This window comes from Colwellia sp. BRX8-4, assembly GCF_014077345.1.
In the GTDB taxonomy this organism is placed as follows: domain Bacteria; phylum Pseudomonadota; class Gammaproteobacteria; order Enterobacterales; family Alteromonadaceae; genus Colwellia_A.
This window is the reverse complement of sequence record NZ_JACGVS010000008.1, coordinates 120,802-141,045: the sequence shown is the minus strand read 5'-3', so window position 1 is coordinate 141,045 and position 20,244 is coordinate 120,802. Positions and strand designations below refer to the sequence as shown.

Below are 20,244 nucleotides of genomic sequence, written 5' to 3'. Positions count from 1 at the left end.
TTAGTGAAAAATACCTAGTCTTGTTATTACCTGCTTTATGCATGGCTGTAATTAATTTCACCAGCAGACGCTAATGCAGTAACTAAAGTATTACGGCATAAAATAGTAAAACAAAAAACGACAAATCAATAACTTGATTAACCAATTTGAATAAAAATAGGCATAAGAATGTTAAATATAGAAAATAAATGGGCGCTAGTAACGGGAGCTAGTCGAGGGATCGGTCTTCGTGTTGCGAAAGAGCTTGCTAAACAAGGCTGTAAACTCATCATTCATTCTCGACAATTAGCTGGTACTAGAGATTTACTTAATGAATTAACCACAGCGGGTCATGAAGTTTATGCTGTAGCGGCTGAACTTAATTCAATCTCTCAAGTAGAGCATTTAATTACCGAGGTGAAAGCCTTGAGTAATAACCACCTAGATATACTGTATAATAATGCAGCAATTATGACGACATACCAGCCGCTCTTTGCCCCGACGGCAGAGGAATACCTTCACAGTTTTATGGTTAATAGTATTACTCCGGCTAAATTATGTGATGCTTTTCTTCCAGGAATGCTAACGCGTAATTGGGGACGTATTGTTAATGTTTCTTCAGGTATTAGTAACCAACCTGAATTGATGGCATATAGTTGTTCAAAAGCCGCTCTTGAAAGGTATGTGCGCGACATGATGCCAACGCTATTAGGCACTAACGTCTTAATGAACTTGCTCGACCCTGGTTGGTTAAAAACAGACCTTGGCGGCACATTTGCCCCTAACGATGTCGATTCAGTAATGCCCGGCGCACTTATTCCCATACTATTGGAAAAAGAGCAAGGGAGTGGTATTTTATTTTGCGCTCAAGATTATGTTGGTTAACATTATACTTAGTATCGAGCTTAACTATCGAGCTTAAGCATCGATGGGCTAATGACGCTTTATTGTAGATAGCTAGTCAGTGGAACAAAGAGCATGAGTTCGATGAAAAAATAATTTTATTTGTACTTTTATCTTGAGTAATAGTTAATGAAATCACTAAAAAATAGAAACATACGTTGGGGAATTATCGGTTTAGGTAACATAGCCAATAAATTTGCAACCGACTTATTAACGCTGAAAGATGCTGAGCTATATGCCGTTGCTTCAAGAACACAGCAAAAAGCCAATGATTTTGCCGATAAATATCACGCGACTAAAGCTTACAGCAGTTATAAGGCGCTCGTAAATGATGAAAATGTTGACGCTATTTACATAGCAACACCACATTCAATGCATAAAGAAAATGCGCTGCTGTGCTTAGAGCAGGGTATCGCGGTGCTATGTGAAAAACCTTTTGCCATGAATACAGATGAAGTGCAATGCATGATTGATGCTGCAACGGCAAATAATACTCTGCTAATGGAGGGGCTCTGGACCTATTTTCTTCCCCATTATAATTTTGTTTTAAATAAACTGACTGATAAAACTTACGGCAATCTACGTAAAGTTGAAGCAGATTTCGGTTTCGCAAGAGAGTTTAACCAAGAAGCTAGGCTGTTTAATAAATCATTAGGCGGAGGCAGTCTTTTAGATATTGGCATTTATCCTATTTTTGCAGCACTAACTACCCTTGGCGTGCCCGAGACCATGACCGCTGATGCAACATTTTTTGCTAATGGCGCAGATTCTTCCTGTTCCATGGTCTTTAACTATAAAAATAACGTGGTAGCCTTGTTAAAATCGACACTCTTGGAGTCGACGCCAAGTGAAGCTGTGTTTTATTGTGAACAAGGCAATATTAAAATTAACAGTGGCTTTAACAGCCCTTCAACCGTCACTTTAATAACTGATACAAAAGAAGAAGTTATCTCTTTTAATGGCAAAACATTTGGCTATGATCACCAAATCAACCATTTTAATGAACTGTTACGTCAAGGGAAAAAGGAAAGCCATATCATGACCTTTAATTTTAGTCGCCAGCTTATCGAGACTTTAGATAGCGTTAGAAAACTTATTGATTTGAAATATTAATTGTAGATATTGATTGTAGATATTGATTGTAGATATTGACTGTAGATATTGATTTGAAATGTTGATGGTTAGCACTAATAAAGTCATGTTAATGGTATCGCCCTTTTAACGCCAAGCGTCTTAAGCAATAAGCCATTATCAATGCATATAACACGGTGATAATGGCTTTATTTTATTGACGCTTTATGACTGTTCTATCGGTAACAAAGTTATTTCAACACGGCGGTTAAGCTCGCGACCTGCAGCTGTTTTGTTCGTTACTGCCGGTTGTGTTTCGCCAAAGCCAACAGTTTCTAAACGATCACTAAGGATTTTTTGTCCACGAAGATAATTAGCGACTGAGCCAGCTCGGTCTTCAGACAATTTCTGGTTATGCTGGGCAGAGCCACTAGAGTCAGTGTGACCAGAAACAACAATAATGGTTTGGTTATATTCTTCAAGCACCAAAGAAACAGAATCTAATACGCTAGTAAAGTTGCTGTTAATGTTTGAGCTGTTCGAAGCAAAAGTAATGTTGCCTGGCATAACAAGGTTAATTTTGTCGCCGTCACGCACAATACTCACGCCACTGTCGCGTAATTGCTTACGCAATTTAGCTTCTTGAGTGTCCATATAGTAGCCAATACCACCGCCGATTGCAGCGCCACCTGATGCTGCTGCTAAAATACGTTTGTTACGTGTTCTGCTGTCTTTGTCTTTATTGTCTATAAAGGCAATGACTGCTGCTAAGCTTGCGCCTGCAGTTGCGCCTATAGCTGTTTTACTGGTTTTACTTTCACCTGTGTAGGGATCAAATGTTGTACAGGCTTGTAGCAATAATATCGCAGATGCGGTGGTGATTATTTTTTTCATGGTGAATTTCCTTTATTGGCCTTATTGCTTATTGTACAAAGCTTGGGCTATTAATAAATTACTGCAGGGGCAGTCTTGCCATTATTGCTTTTCGTCTATGTATTTTAAGGCACAAAAAAACCCGATGGAGACTCGGGCCTGAATATATAACGAAAATACACATATCTAAAACAGCACTAATTTTATACTTAATATTTATAACATTCAAGCTACCTAAATTAATTACTGATGTTATATTTACTGAGAAGTGTTGTACCAATAGCGTTAACTACTATATCTTAGCGGCATGAGTATTCTATGGAAAAACCGATGACGTTAGCAGCAGATTTTAGACATTTTATTGACGACGAGGGCAACGTACTCGAACTTACTGACCAAGCAAAAGTAGTTTTTGTTTTTCTGAGTAAAATTGTATTAGCCCTTTCTGAAAATATTGAGCAACCGCTCGTTCACGTTAACTTAAAATGTAATACTCGTGCTAAACAACTCTCGTGTACTGGAGAAATTGAAGCTAAATCAATAACCTTAGGGCTAATTGAATGGCATTGCGACACTTGCCAAGCTTGTGGAACGATTACTCATTGGCAAGGAAGTCGTTGGGACAAGCAGCAACGCGTTATACATTAGGTCTACTTTAGTAATGAAATATTGCTAGATAATAAAAGAGCTAATGCTAGACACGAACGCCAGCGCTTAAAATGTTCAGAATATACGATTTTAAGAGAACGTTCGTGGTTTACATTACTTGATTTAGCTAATTAATCGTGTCGATAATAATCACTTCACAGTCAATTAACGCCCTGAGTAAAATTGTCGTTGACTGAGTGACTTCAGCGCCATCTCCTGCGTTCATGGTGATAATTTTTGAGCTATCCTCTACTTTAAACATACCTGCTGAAGCTAATATATAAGCTTGATGGTCAATGTTATGCTCAATAACGGTTCCTTTCGCTAATTTCCCTCCATATATGCGCGTTTCTTGGTTAATAAACAGCGCCTTATTTTTATCTGCTGGGTAGCCTGATACTAACAATGTCAGTGCTGATAGCTGCTCAGTAGGAAATCTCTTACTTTCCCAGCGAGGTGCCACATCGATTTTATTAGTTTCAATCCAAATTTGATAAAAAGTTAATGGATTTTTAGTGCGATTATATTCTGAATGCACAAGACCTGTACCTGCACTCATCACTTGAACTTCACCTGCTTTCGTTGTGCCTTTATTGCCGGTACTGTCTTGATGAGTGAGCGCACCTGAACGAATAAAACTGATAATTTCCATATTACGGTGTGGGTGCGAAGGAAAGCCCATGCCCTGTTCAACCCAATCATCATTAACAACACGTAACTTTCCAAACCCCATCCGGCTTGGATTGTAATAATTAGCAAAGCTAAAATGATGTTTAGATTTAAGCCAGCCATGGTTAGCGCTACCTAAGCTTTTATAAAGATAATGTTTTATCATCAAATTTCCTCAGTATTTATTTATCTAGCTTTATTTACCAGTCAAACCTTTAACCTATTAACCCTTAGTATTGACGATTACGGTCATGTGGCGCATCAAAGTGTTCCGCTGCGCCCAAAGGAACAATACCTGTTGGATTAATCGTTAAATGACTCGCGTAGTAATGAGTCTTAGTGTATTCCAAGTCAACCGTCTCTTTAATGCCAGGTACTTGATAAAGTTCATTAACATAGTTCTTAATATGATGAAATTCGCTGATTTTTTGGCGATTACACTTAAAGTGCCCATGATATACCGCATCAAAACGGATCAGTGTGGTGAACAAGCGCCAATCAGCTTCGGTTATTTTGTCAGCCACTAAATACCGCTGTTTTGATAAGAGTACGTCTAGCCAATCTAAGCTGTCAAATAAGCTGTGGTATGCGTCATTATACGCCGCTTGTGTCGTCGCAAAACCTGCTTTATAAACACCATTATTAATAGTGTCATAAATACGCGTATTTACCGTTTCTATGGCTTCTCGTTGCTCAACGGGATAGTAATCATCAACATTACCTGTTAACTCGTTGAATGCTGAATTAAACATTCTACTGATTTCAATGGATTCATTATTAACAATCGTCTGAGTTTTTTTATCCCATAAAATAGGGACTGTCACGCGTCCTTCATAGCTAGGATCTGCTTTTAAATATAATTGGTAGGCATAATCTAAGTGATAAAGTGGATCTCCCTTATCACCAAACGTCCAACCATTTTCCATCATTTTAGCTTCAACAACACTCACCGAAATAATTGTTTCAAGTTGTTTTAACTTTCTAAATATTAGTGTTCTGTGTGCCCAAGGGCACGCCAACGAAACATATAAATGGTAACGGCCCGCTTCTGGTTTAAATAGACTATTAACATCTGATGAAATTTGACTTCTAAAGCGGCTATCTTGACGAACAAACTGCCCTTTACTTTTATTGGTGTCATACCATTGGTCGACCCATTTACCGTTAACGATTAATCCCATAACAAACTCCTTAAATTTATTGATTTAGCCATTATTACTGTTACTGGCAGGTGATTTAGCTATTTTACATATTAAGTATTTTTAATTAGCTTTCGGTATACGTGACGATCAATAGAGTATTTTCCGCCACCTTGCACAAATAGCGCAAGCGTTATCGCTAATAACGATAAAGCAAACTCATAACCGTTATTACTCATAAACAGGCCATTACTGATGTGAACACTAAAGATGGCCACTATCATAGTAATAGCCAAGACAAAACTGACAGGTCTAGTGAGAAAACCAATCAATAATAATATCCCACCAAAAAACTCAGCACTACCCGCCATTAATGCCATAAAGAAACCCGGCTCAAGCCCTATAGATTGCATCCACTGTCCCGTTCCCTCTAATCCATAACCGCCAAACCAAGCAAATAACTTTTGCGCACCATGAGCGGTAAAAATTAACCCGGCAATTAATCGTAGCGGTAAGCTTGATAAAGATTGTTCAGTTTTAGTGATACTATTGATGGTATTTATAAATGACATTTTAATAATCTTTAATGACTAATGATTTAATATGTAGCCATTGTAAAGGTTGAGTTACCATTGAATAACCCCTATTATTTGTTTGTTATGTTCAAATAATTTGAACAATTAAATATCTGGATAATAGCCATGAAAACGCCACCTATTAGTATTGAAGCATTACTTGTATTAGATGCTATTGAAACGCGTGGCACTTATGCGGCCGCAGCAGAACAATTGAATAAAGTTCCTTCAGCGCTTTCTTATATCGTTCAAAAGCTAGAAGAACAGTTAAACGTGACACTCTTTCAACGACAAGGCCGTCGCGCCGTGCTAACGCCAGCCGGCAAGCATTTATTATCAGAGGGCCGTAAAGTACTAACGGCCATTAATACCCTTTCAGAACAAACTCAAACAATTGCTAATGGCTGGGAACCCAAGATCCGCATTGCTTGCGATTCCATTATTGATATAAAAACTATTTTTAAAGGCATAGAAGCATTTTTAATCGCCCATCAAAATATTGAAATTGATGTGCGAGAAGAAGTTATGAACGGCACGTGGGAGGCATTAATTGAAGACAAGGTCGACTTAGTTATTGGCGCTCCTTCACCGGTGCCCAATCAAAAAGGTATTAGGGCAATAAAAATTGCAGTGTCTGAAAATGTTTTAGTGGTTAACAAAGTACATCAATTAGCCTTTCTTAAAGGGCCGCTTGAATCAGCACACTTATCAAAATATAGAAATGTCGTCGTTCATGACTCAGCTCAACATGAGATCCCCTGGTCAGTTAATATTATCCAAGGCAGTCAACATTTCTTTGTTAGCTCGATTGCGATAAAAATTGAAGCGATTATTGCAGGGATTGGCATCGGATACTTACCCAAAAACCTCATCCAACATCATATTGAATCAGGCCAGCTGGTAGTTATTAAGTTAGCAGAAGAGCGCCCACTGCAAGACTTATTTATGGCATGGAAAATAACCAACAAAGGTAAAGGATTAAAAAAATTAATCGCTATCTTATCAGCACAATAAACTAGCAATAATAGTTAACCTTAAGCCTTTAATTATTAATATAAATATCATTAATACAAGAGTAGACGTTTTTATCTATTTCATTTAAAGTCGCCTCCACAATTTGTAGCTTAAAAGCTAATTTTTTCTGCCGATAACTTTATTTACGGCATAAGTGTGTGAGAGACCTTTCGATGAATAATAACCTTTGGGAACAACTATTTTCTATCAGCGATACCTTAAATGAATCTGCAGAATCAAAAGAAGAAAAACTCAAAATATTAATCAAGCATTTAGCCTCTATTAATATCACCCATGAACGTTCATTTGATCCAGCGGAAAATTTTGAAGCCTATGTCGCAGTAAATTTATGTGAAGCTATACATAAAATTTTAAAGTAAAACTAAAATGTAATGCAGTAATGTGTGCTTGCAAATTTTTATTAACTGAGCCTATTTGTTATTTAAGAACAATTAGGCTCATGTTGCTCATCTTTTGATATGAAAGTAACTATATTAACCATTCAACGGCAAACTGACTATCTGCTGGTAATAATTTATCTGCGACAAATCTATATTTAACATCTATTGGTTTACATGACTTCACTGAATTTTTTAAAGTAGCGAAGTCTTCAATATCATTTTTAAACCCCTTTGGTTGATAACAATATAGTTTCAATATCGCCAGCATATATGCTGCAGAAGATGCCATATGGGTATTACGTAATCGTTGGAATTCAGAAGTGAAGTCGTCTGCTTCACTAATATTAAGGTTTTTTATACCTTTACGTAATAAGTTTGAAATTAACCTTATAAATTCTACTCGCGGAACATATTTATCTAAAAAGCTGTATTCACCCAATGCTCGAACAGATTGCTCAAAGTCACCGATAATCAAATCGATTTCCGCTTTTTCTATGTACTGCATATCCAAACTTTTAGTTTCAATGTTATCCGCTGTTGCTATGATTTGCTCTACAATTGGAGCAAAGTCACCAGATTCTAATGAGACAATAACATCGATCCATTGCTTACGAATAAAGTGATAATTGTTTCCACCTGCAGCCCCTGAAACTATACTGTCATCTAACTTTAAAGGTATTTGTTTTAAGCCATGTTTTTTAGCGAGTTGTATTTCGTTACTAACTTCTTCTGAAGCTGCGACCTTTAATAACTTATTGCCAATAGAATGCTTTGAAGCTAATAATACAAAAAGCTCGCACTGCTCGATACCCTCTTCAATATTTTCAGCATAATTCTCGCCACCTAAAATTTTATTGGGTGCAAACCAAACTTTATGACCTGCTGCTTTTAAGCCTTCTACAATCTTGGTTGCTGCGTCTGAATCTTTGGTGCTGTAACTTAAAAATATGTTTCTCATCTTTAATTTTCCGTATTTAAATTTTTAAAATGTTCCGATGCGGTTAACTTCATGTGTTGTAATAAATTAACTTAAGACGGCTTCAGATCTTTTATGGCTTTCTATTTGTGTACGGATATTCTTATAAGCTAAATCAACTAAACTATCTTTAGATTGAGACTTTGCTATTGAGTCACCTGGATCATAGTTCTTGGCAATATCACATTGTTCTTCGATATAACTCATTAATTTTTGCTGAGTGATATCTAACAATTTCACTAACTCGCTCTTGTTTGCTTCTTTAGCACGAGCGATTTCTGCTTTGTAGTATACGGTTAACTCTTCTGATTCAACTGCAAGTCGTTCTTTAACAGCAGCAATTCCACCTGCGGTGTCTTGCTCGATACTATGTGCGTCATTTTCAGCTAAGGTTTCAGAAAACTCTCTAATACTCTCATCATTCATCAGTGTTAGACTGATTTTTGCCCCACTAGTGACTGAAAGTGTAATTTCACTTCCCGTTAATTCTTGGCCAAAGCGATTACGATGAACGTCTTTACGTGTGACATTGCTGACATCTTTGTAGTAAAAAGAGTTTGACTCACGGCCAATGTATTTATCAGCAATAAAATCATAGTAGGTGGAGAAAACATCAACTTTTTCTTTAGTTAAGAAAATATATTGTATTGATCTTACCGCACAAACTAATTGCCCATTGCTATCAAAACGAACCGCTTGTTCATTTTGCTTATTAAGTCGAGGATGACTATTTTCTTGGATATACGACCAATCTTGCAGAACAATCGACTCACTTTTTTGACCATCACTTCGTTGATAAGTAATATCTGACTGATCGATATTACACTCTTGCATGGCCGCTTGCTGAATTTCATTTTCGATTTTTTGTTCAATAAGTTTATTTATTTTAACACCGCTAAATAACTCATTATCTTGATGACTAGGTAAATTATTGAGTATCTCAGAGCGGTGTGTCTTAATTGTTTCAATCAAATTACCGTAGGTTGTTAACATCACTTCAATAAGCGAAAGGTTACCCACGTTTTTAAACTGCTTACTTTTCTGACGTCGATTGCGAATAAACCAGAGCAAGGAAATGAACAGTAACGCCCCTGTACCTGTAGCAAATATAATTTGTAAATCTAGTAGCTTGATATGTTTAAGTGTGTTCTTGGACTCAAGCATTTTATCTACTATTGGACTGGTTGATTTGACAAGCATGTCAAAGTTATCAGTTAAAAACAGTGCTACCACACCAATTCCGCCGAGAGTAATGGCGAGAAAAAAGAAAAATAAAGCTGTAAATTTAGCAAATTTTCGCTTACTACGATGTTTTTCTATGCTTTTTTCGGTTTTAGATTTTTGTAGTGTTAACTCTTCTTCAGCTTGACGCGCCAAATCAATATTTTCTTTTAATGCCGTTTTTATATTTCTTTCTATTGGCCGGTAAAAGAAATCCCAAATGATGCGATTACCGCTACTTTTTTTGAACAACAATTCTTGGTTTTCAATCTCTTTTTTACCACTTTTTAAGTGGAAGTCTCCAAATTCAAAACTATTACATGTTAGTGGATAATCATCAGTACTGGCATGTGATTCAATCCAATTCTCGCTTTCCTTACTTGCGGTCACTAACTTATCGAAGTAATCTGTAATACCAACATCTTTAACATGTTTCTCTAACAATTCCCCATCTTTAGACCACAACTGAAGTATATTATGAGTATCCTTAATTAACAGTTGAAGATTATCTAATTCAAGTACATCGGTACGAGGAGAAAAAGAGAATTTATATTGATGAATCAATTCACCCTTAGCAGACCATTGACTTGGATTTTCATTTTCAGGTTTGACAATCCAAGTGTCTGATTTAAACCACTTGATGTACTCTACAGTTTTAGTAAATCCCGTTAATTCAGCGAGTAATTCACCCGTTAATCGCCAGATTTTTGTGTCCAACTTATTCTTAATAATAAGTGTTTTCGCATTAGCAAAATCAACATCATCTAAGCAGCTAACATCAGCCTCAATGGTTGCAATACATTTATAACTTCTCATGTCCCAATGCTTAATCGTTCCATCTAAGCTGACAGACAGTAAGTTACCATTAGGAAGTTCAATTAAACCAATAACTTTACCCGTATGACCATTAAGCCTTTTAACTAATCGACCATCTTTGTTGCTCGAAATTTGAATAGCATGCTCTAAATCAACAGTCAAAAAATGATCTTTATACTCTATATTTATTAGCGCCATAGTACCTATGATACGTTCATTGTGGCGAGCAATGGTTTGCTTTTCATCTTGTTCTTTACAAACCCAATTAAAGCTATTGTCTAAGCCCCACTCTATCTCATAGATACCCAAGTCTAATCGTCTAACTTCTTCTGTTTCTAGCTCTTTATCCGTAAGGGTTTTATAGCGCTGGTAACTATTGGCCATTGAATTAACATCCTATTTTATTCTTTATTATTGAGTTAGTTACGATTTTTAATATCGTTATTCGATTCTGAACTAGACCAGTTTACATGTTCAAACATAGCCTCTCTCGCTAAGGCTAATAGCATTAATTCTTTTGCTGATGTCATATCTCCTTTTAATAAAGATTGAGCTCGAGCGTAAAGTTCTTCCATACTGCTGTAGCCACTGGCAGTGCTTTCATAACCAAATAATTCACTCCACAATGCAACAACACCACCTACCATAAGGCTATACTGCACAATCATCATCAGCATGTTATTAGCATCATTTAAGGTCGAAAAATTGAATATCTGCTGAGCTAACATAGAGCATAAAAGAATCGCGCCAAGACCAATCGCTAGAATAAAGCACTTCTTTGAGAACGATGAGCATAGCAATGCCGCATAAAGTGGTCGTTTATAAAGAAGCTCAACTAAATTTTTAGCACCTAGTTGTAATCGGCTTTGAAGAAAGCTTCGCTGATCACCTATCCAAGTATCTCGAATCTCATCGAGGTTTTTATCAGCGGATGAACGCCACCAATCGATTTCGGTTATCGCAATAGCATGATTAAATAATGGTAAGTGGCTCCGATAACGTCTTGGAATAATAGGCTCTCCCGATGGCGGGATATTAGACAAGTTTAAAAACCCCCTAATACGCATGGCTTCTGCGACACCTCGACTAAGCTGATACTTCCATTTCAATTCCTTTTTACCGGCGTAACGAATAACTCGCCAACAAGCGATAATAGACAATAAGGTCACTAGAATGACCCAACTTCCCTCTTCTGAATTAACTAAATTACCCGCTAATTCATAACAAGCAAATCCAACAATGGCAAACCAAAAAAACAATTTAATAAGTTTTCGATACTTTTGCTGTCCAATTAAGGCAAGATCATCGGCTAACGTAAAAATAGGGTTTGAAATTGAAAGGCCATTATCGACGTCTGGGGCAGTAAAGGTATTAGCAACGTCAATCGACTCTGATGCGCTATAACTATTATAAAATCGTAGCTCAGATAATAACTGAATAAACTCTGTAGAGATAAAGTCGGTCAATGCGTTTTCATTTCCAGCATAGCTATATGCATAGAGCTCGCCCACTTTGGGTGTTAAATGCGCTAATGCATCACTCTGGGGGTGATCCGTTAATAATAACGGAGATATATTATTAGTTACGCTACCTCTTTTGACAAAAAGGTGATGAACAAGGCCCGCAATTTGACCATCAAATTCAGAAACGGCTTTTAATGATAGATTTTCAGTATTATCAGGCCAATGAACTTCCATACCCAGTTTATATTTAACAATATCAGCGGTACCGCCACATCCATTTGCATCACATCCATCCCATAAAGCAACTAACACATTGGCATATTTTGCAATAAATAATCCCTGATTAAGATACAGGCTATTCCTGAGATCGCCATAATCTAGATCATCAATCGCGATTTGATAGTCACTATCAACCAACGAGTGTTTAATTTCGAGTAATTCATTACCATTTTTCTGGAGGGCTGAAACCATTTTTTTAAGCTGGTGGTAACTATTACTATTGGGTTGAAAGTCTTGTTCAAAATTTATCAGCGGCATAGGTAAACAGCCAATAATTTTTATCGCCTCACAACCTAATTCAACTTGTAATTCTAATGCCACTTCAATAGATAATAAATCTGCTCCTTCTGCTAGACCAGACATAAGCCAAATTGGCGTGACTATTTGCCTTTCGTTAACAGAAGTTGTATTAAGTTTAGCTACTGAGTTTAGCTGGTGATGCCAGTGAAGTAGCGTTGCTCGAATGGTAGATTTAAGTTCCGCGCTATTGTCATTTACTGCGTCTGCATTATTAGTCAGTATGTCTCTATGGCCAGTAATACCAATAATAAAGGGGAGTTTTGATGTTAAATGACTAGCAAGTAATTCCATTTTTTGAACTCGTACTTCCATTGTTATATGATTGTGATAATACCTATAAAATTAATAAAATCAAACGCTTTATAGGTATAACATGATCTAAAGCAAGGCTAAAACACTCTTTTTTAGTGTTTGTCTACGCGCGATATATTAATTGCAAATAATAAAAAATAACTTTAATAATATTTTTCATTTGAAATCAACAAGCAGATTTTTCACCAATAAATGAAATAACTTATGTTAAATTAAAGTTGTTTCATCATCTATTAACGACAATACATATTCCATATAATAGCATTAATAAAATAGCTATAACTTAGTCTGAAAAGACTCCCAATGGGACATAGACTATATTTTTGCTTCTTCACCAGAGCTTATGGTTAAATGTGCGAGAGCGATATGAATATACTCAAAACTTGTCAGTCGATTAACTGTATTGATTCAAGTAACTGGCTAGTTAAACAGTATGACTAGCGCGATATAATAACCCCACAAATAAATTATTAAGAATATTATGGCAAAAGATAAAACAACTTATGTTTGCACCGAGTGTGGTGAAAATCATCCTCGATGGTTAGGTCAATGTTCAAGTTGTTCAGCTTGGAACAGCATCACAGAATTTAAAGAGTCCAAGGTAATAACCCAGCGCACACCAAGTAAAAACGCTCACCGAGGTTACTCTAAAGAAGATGCAAAGATAGATAAGTTGAGTGAAGTCTCTGATATGGACTTAACTCGATTTGACACCGGTAGCTCTGAATTCAATCGAGTGTTGGGCGGTGGTATTGTTGAAGGTTCTGTTATTCTTGTAGCGGGTGACCCTGGTGCGGGTAAAAGTACATTATTGTTAAAAACATGTGCTCATTTAAGTCAAATAGGTAAATCTTTATATACCTCAGGCGAAGAATCTAAAGGGCAAGTAAGAGACCGCGGTTTAAGGCTACAAGCCGACATTTCTAAAATTGACATAATGAACTCCGGTGACGTAGAGCTTATCTGTAATGTTATGGTCACCGATGGTTATAAATTCCTTGTTGTTGATTCTATCCAGACGGCATTTATTAGTTCACTGCCCAATTCTCCTGGCGGTGTTACTCAAGTCAAAGAATCCGCTGCTATGCTAAACCGACTAGCGAAAGAGCATGGCGTTACCGTAATATTAGTTTGTCATGTTTCTAAATCCGGAGATATGGCTGGGCCTAGAGTACTTGAGCACATCGGCGATTGTATGTGTAAAATAGAGCCAGAAGCTGACAGTAAATACCGAACGCTTAGAACCTCTAAAAACCGCTTTGGTGACACCACAGAAATAGCCACTTTTGCCATGACAGCCAAAGGTATGCAAGATGTTGTAAACCCATCGGCCATCTTTTTAGATAAAGATGGTGCTGAATCGAGTGGGAATATGGCCTATGCATCAAACGATACCGGAAGAACTTTATTAATCAATATTCAATCGCTGGTCACCGAATCTCAAGCTGAAAATCCTATTAGAGGTGGTGTTGGCTTTGATTATAAACGCATGCAAATGCTGTTAGCCATATTGAGAAGTCGCATGGGAGTCAATATTGGCGGTAATGATATTTACGTAAACGTGGTATCAGGTGTTAACTTAACCAAAGATGTTGGCTCAGATCTGCCTTTGATCCTCGCAATGATATCGTCATCAAGAGAGCATAAGTTTTCGGTCAATACTATTGCCTTTGGAGAAATAGGGTTAGATGGCAGTGTAAGACCTGTACCTTCAGGTGAAGAACGCGTCAAAGAAGCAATTCGTAACGACTTTAAAGTCATCATATTACCCAAACGTAATTACAATAAACGTTTAGAAACTAAAGGGGTTACCTTGATACCCGTATCTCATGTTAAAGACGTGCTAGAAATTTTCTGACACTAGTCTTTGTATGTAAAAATGAAGGTCAGCAACCTAGTTAACTAATAATTAAGTTTGTTGACCTATATTTTTGTGATGAATAGTAGATGCTGCATCTTATACAAACAAAGATGATGACAATGACTGGAGTATGAGAATTTTTCAGTATTTCATCACGCTATTTATAACGGCATATAACTTTTCAGATATCCTGGAACTAATAAAGTGTTAAATTAAAAAGGATTTTAATGAATCAAACTGGACTCTATGAACAGCTATTATCATTATTAAAAATATGATGGCTGACTAAATAGAGAATTCATTGGCTTTATCTGTATCCCATTTAACAACTATTTCGCGTTAGTTAACTTACCAATTATGGCCATTTTATTTTGTCGGTATCAAGGCTATTTTTACAGCTCATTGGTTCATTACCTTTATAGTTTCTACATCCCCAAAACTCACCACTTTTACTTGAGCGTAACACCATTTCAGCATGACATTTTTCACACGTCGGTATGACGCTTTTACAGGCGTCATTCAAACAAAACTTAAAACCTGGATGACGTTTTCGTGTCATCGGACTTTGGCAGCTAGTACAGGATTTCTCTTTATGCTCGCAGCGAGGAAAGTGTGAACATGAATAAAAATCGCCAAAACGCCCTGTTCGTTTCTTTAAGGTGCCTGTTTCACAAACCAAGCAGTTGATCTCATCTATAAATGATTGACTGGCTGTGCTGTCAAATTCATCAAGTTCGATGTTATGATCGCTAACAAGCTCTTTAACAAAACAGCTTGCTTCAGTCATATCGGCAATAACATAAACCCTATCTTTAGCCCTCGTTAGGGCAACATAAAATAATCGTCGTTCCTCGGCATAAGCAAAGGCTTCTTTTTTCGCGAGTAAGGCGTCGAGTAATGCTGGCGTTACTTTTTCTGAAGGGAAACCATGAGCACCTTTTTTGAGTCCAAGAATAATGACATAATCGGCTTCCTTTCCTTTAGAAGCATGAAAAGATTGAGATTCAATAGTTAATAGCGGATATTGATTATTTAATCGATTTAGATCGACTTTGTCTGGTAATTGAAACCAAAAACGCGCTAATAAATAAACACTCACCGGCTTACACGCTTTAGCTGAAATAGCCGCTAAAACATCATCGATTGCACCATTGGCCATTTCATCAACAATACCTTTTTTTGAAGAGTTTAATGCGCCATTCTCTCGTTTAAGTAATGAAACTGCAGGTGCTTTAACTTGTTTTAACGATTGTATTTTTTTCTTAATTTGAGCTGGATTTTGGCTAATAAAATCTGTTGCCACCTTGCCTATTTGATTATTAAATCGAAAGGTTTGGTCTAAAGCTGATTGAGTGGTAACGCCAAAGTAATGAGCAAACCCTGTGGTTAAGGTAATGTCAGCGCCACTAAAGCGATATATCGCCTGCCAATCATCACCAACAGCAAAAACTGAACAGGCTTTATTATTGTCACGTAAGGCTTTAACTAACCGTGCTCTTGGCTCTGATATATCTTGAAATTCATCGACCATGATGTAACGCCATGGCGAATTAAATTTCCCCTCTTGCACATACCCTAATGCTTTGTTAATCATATCTTCAAAATCAATTTCAGCGCGAGATGTTAAGTGTTCATCATAAGCGATTAAAATCGGTTTAAGTAACGTTAATGCTTTCGTGGTCTGTTTTGGATCAGAAGAATTGATGATCACATTATTTTCTAACGAATGGTCTAAACACGCGGCTTTATAAAGTCCTACTAGCTGACAAAACATTTGGGCAAGTGTTGTTATCCGCCCACTTTTTTTTAAATTTTCGAGTATCACTTCATCAGGGAGTAATTCAAATTTAACTTGATGAGCATTAAAAAATGCTTCTAAAGCGCTAATTAACTGCCCTTTTTTATGCTGAGTATAGGTAAATTCAAGACAATGAGTGTTAAATTTCTTATGGGTGTCTCGTTTCCACTGGATAGATGTGTGATATTCACTTTTATTGATGTAAGACGCTGTATTCCCGTTCTCATCTACCCCGTAATATTCAATATAAACATTAAGTTCAGGTAGAAAAAAGTCTGGTTGGTATTGTCTGCGCTCGATTGTTTTTACATCATGAACGTAGCTAGCTTCATACTGGTATTCTATTCCGTGGTTAAATAACCAATTAGCAATATAAAGCTCACCAAAACTTTTAACCTTCTCTCCTTTTAAACTACGAATATCATTATCGTTTAAATATTGGTAATACTCACCTAGGCTTTCAAAGTCAGAATCATTACGTTCAACGTAATAGTATTTACTGAAATACTCTATGATAAGTTGACGATATTGGGCTTGCTCATTAATCAAGGTTTCAAAACACCTTTGGATCCACTTAGCTTTTGCTTTTTCATCTTCGGCGAATACCGATAAACTAGGCTTTTTTCCCTCAACTTGAGCAATAATATTAAGACCTAAACGATGAAAGGTCGTTGCACTAATTTTATCAGTCGATAATTTTTCTTTTATTCTTGTATCCATTTCATCAGCCGCTTTTCGGCCATAAGCTAATAATAAAATGTCACTATGCTGCGCTTGTTCGCTGTTAAGTAAATAACCGGCTCGGCCAACCATCACACTGGTTTTACCTGTTCCTGCGCCAGCTAACAACAAGTTATTATCATTGTCGATAATACAGGCGCGCCGTTGACATAACGTTAAAGGATTAGACTCGACACGATCAAAAAAGGCTTGGTGGGCTTGAAGCTGTTGCTTGATATAACGTTCACGACAATCGTCTATAGTTTGCTCTTGCCAGTTATGGTAATTCGACAACTGCTGCAGCTGCTTAGCAACCATCGGCTGTGTTTTGCTGGTGTTAATCCAAGGAAACCAACGTTTGAGTTCTTGATTGACTAATGACTGAATAACATCAATATTTGACTGACGTAAATAGCGAGTGGTGATAATTTTTTTGATGGTCGTTAATAAGGCATTAACTGGCTTAATGTTGGCTAACGCCCAAAGTTTCTCACACTGGCTCTTATGTTCGCGTTTAGCATTGAAGGCAAGCATACTATAAGCATAACTTTTATCTGCTGTTTGCAATGTCATTATGTGCCCAAAAAAGCTGATATGAAACATTGGCGGTTTTATAAGTTCTTGCCATTTAATTTGGCTTAAGGTGTTTTCAACATCAATAGATAAGCCGATTTCAGTAATATTAATTTTCGTAGTTTTACCAATAAAGCGCCCAAAAACACTTGAAGATATACATTTCATTTACAGCACAAACCTAGATATAGAAAAATTCGACTTACCCTAAGCTGCAATTCTACCACTAGTGTAAAGGTAATTCTGTGTTCAGCAGACCAAATTTCATATACGCTCAACAAATACTCGCGTTTAAATTTTATAAAATAATAATCTACCGCTGATCTGTTTATTATTTATCCTTCTCCATTAACCATATAATTATTTTATCTACTAGGGCCTGCGTATAGTAGATAAAACAATTAACAAGACACTCATCCTAAACTGAAGAAGCTTGAAGTTTATTATTATTATCAAAAACAAAAAATAATTAACGAGACCTTATTCTAAAATGAAGAAGATAATTAACAAGACACTCATCATAAACTGAAGTAGCTTGAAGTTTTTTTTATTATTAAAAACAAAAAATGACATACTTTCCTTTAAGCTCAAACCTTAATTGGCATAACTTTCTAGGTAAGACATGTTTAATATCATAGTACTCAACCTCTGCCGTTCATGTAAGGTATTCAAATTTTCCCCAGTTTTTTTCTGTAAATAGATCAAGGTGTTCAACAAGAGTTACAAATTTGTCATCACTTAATCTACAAACTAAATCTTATTTAATGTCATTGTAATTCTTTGCTTCCCGCCCTACACTCGGTTTCACAATAAAATAAGAATAACAAGAACAACAATGGCTCAGAATAATAAATTCACTACGCTGTTTGTTAATTACACGGCTAATATTAAGCGCTATATCAATAAAATCGCCAGTCCTGATGACATTGATGATATTATACAAGAGACGTTTATTCGAACTTATGAAGCCGATCTCAAAGAAGAAATAAAATACGCTCGTAGTTTTATTCTTAAAACAGCTAAAAATCTTGCGCTAAATCACGTAAATAAGTGGGATAATAAATACAGTGATTCATTAGATGATTCTGCTGACGCTTTGACTGGATTAACCTCACTGAAATTTGAAGAACAATTTGAGAGTAAGGAACGTTTCTTATTATTTTGCCGAGCGACAGAGCAATTATCTATCGTAGTCCGCAAAACATTTATATTAAAAAAAGTTTACGGTTTCAGCCAAAAGGAAATAGCTAACTATTTAAACCTTAGTGAAAGTACGGTTGAGAAACATGTCGCTAAGGGCTTATTAAAGTGCGCTGAATATATGGAAAGGATTGAGCAAAATAGTACACCAAAAGCTTCAACCTTAAAAAATAACGCACGTTCAATTATAAAATAAAATAAAATATAAATTAAAAAAGAATATTGTATGACAACAGTTAAACCATTCACCAGTAAAGCCGACATCAAAGCACAAGCAAGTCTTTGGGTAAGCAAAATTGATCGGGGTCTTTCCAACAAGGATAAACTCGATTTTCAACTATGGGTGAATCAAAGTGATTTTCATCGTAAAACCTTATTTTCTTTAGCTGCACTTTGGGATGATTTAAGTGTACTCAATGAGTTAAGTGCACTATTTACATTAGAAAAGCCGATTCAAAAAAAGCATAATGTTATCACTAAATATGCCGTTGCAGCAGGCATTGCCTTTATTCTGTTATTTGCGGGTAACATCTTTGTGAACATCACACCTTTTATTGATGACAATATCGAAAAAAGATTTGTTGAAGTAAGAACGTTGCAAACAGAGATAGGACAGCAAACCCGGTTTTCACTGTCCGATGGCTCCAGAATTAAACTTAATACCAATAGTTTAGTTGAAGTCAGTTATTCAAAAAACAATCGCTTATTAACATTGATTAAAGGCGAAGCAAACTTTGATGTTGCCAAAGATAAAAGTAGACCCTTTACCGTAACAGTTGGCGAAAAATCATTTACCGCGTTAGGCACAATCTTTAATGTAAAAAGAAAATCTAATGAAAACATGGAGCTTGTTGTCACCGAAGGTCAAGTATTAATGACCAAGTCGAACCAACCATTAAATAAAATAGCAAAGATGTTATCTACTTTACCTAAAGAAAAATTACCTGGTTTATTGATAACATCTGGTGAAATTGCCACCATCGAAAATAATATTCAAACATCAAATAAAAAAACTTCATTTGAGCAAATTCAACGAGAACTTGCTTGGCAACAAGGTATGTTAGTTTTTAATGGCAAACCACTCGATGAAGCATTAGCCGAAATCAGTCGTTATACCACCACAACCTTTGAAATTAAGGATGTTGAACTCAATAACATAAAAGTGGCCGGTTACTTTAAGGCGAATGATATTGATGGACTCCTTAAATCGTTAAGTAGTAACTTCAATATTCAATTTGAAAAAGTAAATGAAAACTCAATTCATTTGAGCTTAAATACTACGAAATAACTTTAAATACTCCCTATCTTTTAACTCAATATATTTTTTATAAAATATTATAGAGGAATTTTCCTTCTGAACTGTTTATTAACACTGCAAGGTTGGCAAAAGTTATTTTGTCGTTTTCAACTTTCTGTATTTCGGCCGTTAACAAGCGCTACATTTTTTATATGT

General features: G+C 36.3%; 16 protein-coding genes. 8 read left to right on the top strand and 8 right to left on the bottom strand.

Features of this window, described 5'->3' with window-relative positions; all coding sequences use genetic code 11:
* Positions 1–168: 168 nt before the first annotated feature.
* Together H4J56_RS09055 and H4J56_RS09050 are read left to right on the top strand one after the other, a co-directional pair.
* On the top strand, positions 169–864 hold the full coding sequence (locus H4J56_RS09055) for an SDR family oxidoreductase (RefSeq protein WP_182244963.1): 696 nt from the start codon (positions 169–171) through the stop codon (positions 862–864).
* Positions 865–1,011: 147 nt separating this feature from the next.
* Positions 1,012–1,995, top strand: coding sequence for a Gfo/Idh/MocA family protein (locus H4J56_RS09050; protein WP_182244962.1), 984 nt, complete (start codon positions 1,012–1,014; stop codon positions 1,993–1,995).
* Positions 1,996–2,178: 183 nt separating this feature from the next.
* Here the strand turns inward: H4J56_RS09050 and H4J56_RS09045 are convergent, their stop codons facing one another.
* Entirely contained in the window at positions 2,179–2,847 is a 669-nt protein-coding gene (locus H4J56_RS09045) for an OmpA family protein (protein WP_070376549.1), read from the bottom strand.
* 309 nt (positions 2,848–3,156) lie between these two features.
* Between H4J56_RS09045 and H4J56_RS09040 the strand changes: the two genes are divergently transcribed.
* Positions 3,157–3,474, top strand: coding sequence for a hypothetical protein (locus H4J56_RS09040; RefSeq protein ID WP_182259214.1), 318 nt, complete (start codon positions 3,157–3,159; stop codon positions 3,472–3,474).
* A gap of 127 nt (positions 3,475–3,601) precedes the next feature.
* Here H4J56_RS09040 and H4J56_RS09035 read toward each other — a convergent pair whose 3' ends face one another.
* The 3 genes from H4J56_RS09035 to H4J56_RS09025 form a co-directional block, all read right to left on the bottom strand.
* On the bottom strand, positions 3,602–4,309 hold the full coding sequence (locus tag H4J56_RS09035; protein WP_182221691.1) for a pirin-like bicupin family protein: 708 nt from the start codon (positions 4,307–4,309) through the stop codon (positions 3,602–3,604).
* Between the two features lie 64 nt (positions 4,310–4,373).
* The gene (locus H4J56_RS09030) at positions 4,374–5,324 is read right to left on the bottom strand and encodes a glutathione S-transferase family protein (protein ID WP_182259213.1); all 951 of its coding nucleotides are present in this window, start codon (positions 5,322–5,324) and stop codon (positions 4,374–4,376) included.
* 71 nt (positions 5,325–5,395) lie between these two features.
* Positions 5,396–5,854, bottom strand: coding sequence for a DoxX family protein (locus H4J56_RS09025; protein ID WP_182221689.1), 459 nt, complete (start codon positions 5,852–5,854; stop codon positions 5,396–5,398).
* A 129-nt stretch (positions 5,855–5,983) separates the two neighbouring features.
* On the opposite strand from H4J56_RS09025, the gene H4J56_RS09020 reads away from it, so the two are divergent.
* Positions 5,984–6,871, top strand: a complete 888-nt coding sequence (locus tag H4J56_RS09020) for a LysR substrate-binding domain-containing protein (protein ID WP_182259212.1) — start codon at positions 5,984–5,986, stop codon at positions 6,869–6,871.
* A gap of 173 nt (positions 6,872–7,044) precedes the next feature.
* Complete coding sequence (locus H4J56_RS09015; protein ID WP_182216421.1) at positions 7,045–7,251, top strand: hypothetical protein; 207 nt, start codon at positions 7,045–7,047, stop codon at positions 7,249–7,251.
* 109 nt (positions 7,252–7,360) lie between these two features.
* On the opposite strand, the gene H4J56_RS09010 is transcribed toward H4J56_RS09015, so the two are convergent.
* The 3 genes from H4J56_RS09010 to H4J56_RS09000 all read right to left on the bottom strand — a co-directional run bounded on the left by H4J56_RS09010 (position 7,361) and on the right by H4J56_RS09000 (position 12,618).
* Positions 7,361–8,230 carry a toll/interleukin-1 receptor domain-containing protein gene (locus tag H4J56_RS09010; RefSeq protein WP_182259211.1) on the bottom strand — a complete coding sequence of 290 codons (870 nt, stop codon included), beginning with the start codon at positions 8,228–8,230 and terminating at the stop codon, positions 7,361–7,363.
* 66 nt (positions 8,231–8,296) lie between these two features.
* Positions 8,297–10,669: a hypothetical protein gene (locus H4J56_RS09005; protein ID WP_182259210.1), complete on the bottom strand. Its 2,373-nt coding sequence runs from the start codon at positions 10,667–10,669 to the stop codon at positions 8,297–8,299.
* A 35-nt stretch (positions 10,670–10,704) separates the two neighbouring features.
* Complete coding sequence (locus H4J56_RS09000; protein WP_182259209.1) at positions 10,705–12,618, bottom strand: hypothetical protein; 1,914 nt, start codon at positions 12,616–12,618, stop codon at positions 10,705–10,707.
* Between the two features lie 502 nt (positions 12,619–13,120).
* Between H4J56_RS09000 and radA the strand changes: the two genes are divergently transcribed.
* Entirely contained in the window at positions 13,121–14,497 is a 1,377-nt protein-coding gene (gene radA / locus H4J56_RS08995) for a DNA repair protein RadA (RefSeq protein ID WP_070376542.1), read from the top strand.
* Between the two features lie 358 nt (positions 14,498–14,855).
* On the opposite strand, the gene H4J56_RS08990 is transcribed toward radA, so the two are convergent.
* Positions 14,856–17,759, bottom strand: a complete 2,904-nt coding sequence (locus H4J56_RS08990) for a UvrD-helicase domain-containing protein (RefSeq protein ID WP_182259208.1) — start codon at positions 17,757–17,759, stop codon at positions 14,856–14,858.
* A 667-nt stretch (positions 17,760–18,426) separates the two neighbouring features.
* Here H4J56_RS08990 and H4J56_RS08985 point away from each other — a divergent pair.
* On the top strand, positions 18,427–18,987 hold the full coding sequence (locus H4J56_RS08985; RefSeq protein ID WP_182216409.1) for an RNA polymerase sigma factor: 561 nt from the start codon (positions 18,427–18,429) through the stop codon (positions 18,985–18,987).
* A 30-nt stretch (positions 18,988–19,017) separates the two neighbouring features.
* Positions 19,018–20,079 carry a FecR family protein gene (locus tag H4J56_RS08980; protein WP_182245097.1) on the top strand — a complete coding sequence of 354 codons (1,062 nt, stop codon included), beginning with the start codon at positions 19,018–19,020 and terminating at the stop codon, positions 20,077–20,079.
* Positions 20,080–20,244: the final 165 nt, after the last annotated feature.

Coding starts and splice junctions, on each gene's coding strand:
- H4J56_RS09050 (WP_182244962.1), top strand. CDS start 1,012: ATGAAATCACTAAAAAATAGAAACATACGTTGGGGAATTATCGGTTTA.
- H4J56_RS09030 (WP_182259213.1), bottom strand. CDS start 5,324: ATGGGATTAATCGTTAACGGTAAATGGGTCGACCAATGGTATGACACC.
- radA (WP_070376542.1), top strand. CDS start 13,121: ATGGCAAAAGATAAAACAACTTATGTTTGCACCGAGTGTGGTGAAAAT.
- H4J56_RS09015 (WP_182216421.1), top strand. CDS start 7,045: ATGAATAATAACCTTTGGGAACAACTATTTTCTATCAGCGATACCTTA.
- H4J56_RS09010 (WP_182259211.1), bottom strand. CDS start 8,230: ATGAGAAACATATTTTTAAGTTACAGCACCAAAGATTCAGACGCAGCA.
- H4J56_RS09005 (WP_182259210.1), bottom strand. CDS start 10,669: ATGGCCAATAGTTACCAGCGCTATAAAACCCTTACGGATAAAGAGCTA.
- H4J56_RS09045 (WP_070376549.1), bottom strand. CDS start 2,847: ATGAAAAAAATAATCACCACCGCATCTGCGATATTATTGCTACAAGCC.
- H4J56_RS08980 (WP_182245097.1), top strand. CDS start 19,018: ATGACAACAGTTAAACCATTCACCAGTAAAGCCGACATCAAAGCACAA.
- H4J56_RS09055 (WP_182244963.1), top strand. CDS start 169: ATGTTAAATATAGAAAATAAATGGGCGCTAGTAACGGGAGCTAGTCGA.
- H4J56_RS08985 (WP_182216409.1), top strand. CDS start 18,427: ATGGCTCAGAATAATAAATTCACTACGCTGTTTGTTAATTACACGGCT.
- H4J56_RS08990 (WP_182259208.1), bottom strand. CDS start 17,759: ATGAAATGTATATCTTCAAGTGTTTTTGGGCGCTTTATTGGTAAAACT.
- H4J56_RS09040 (WP_182259214.1), top strand. CDS start 3,157: ATGACGTTAGCAGCAGATTTTAGACATTTTATTGACGACGAGGGCAAC.
- H4J56_RS09025 (WP_182221689.1), bottom strand. CDS start 5,854: ATGTCATTTATAAATACCATCAATAGTATCACTAAAACTGAACAATCT.
- H4J56_RS09000 (WP_182259209.1), bottom strand. CDS start 12,618: ATGGAATTACTTGCTAGTCATTTAACATCAAAACTCCCCTTTATTATT.
- H4J56_RS09020 (WP_182259212.1), top strand. CDS start 5,984: ATGAAAACGCCACCTATTAGTATTGAAGCATTACTTGTATTAGATGCT.
- H4J56_RS09035 (WP_182221691.1), bottom strand. CDS start 4,309: ATGATAAAACATTATCTTTATAAAAGCTTAGGTAGCGCTAACCATGGC.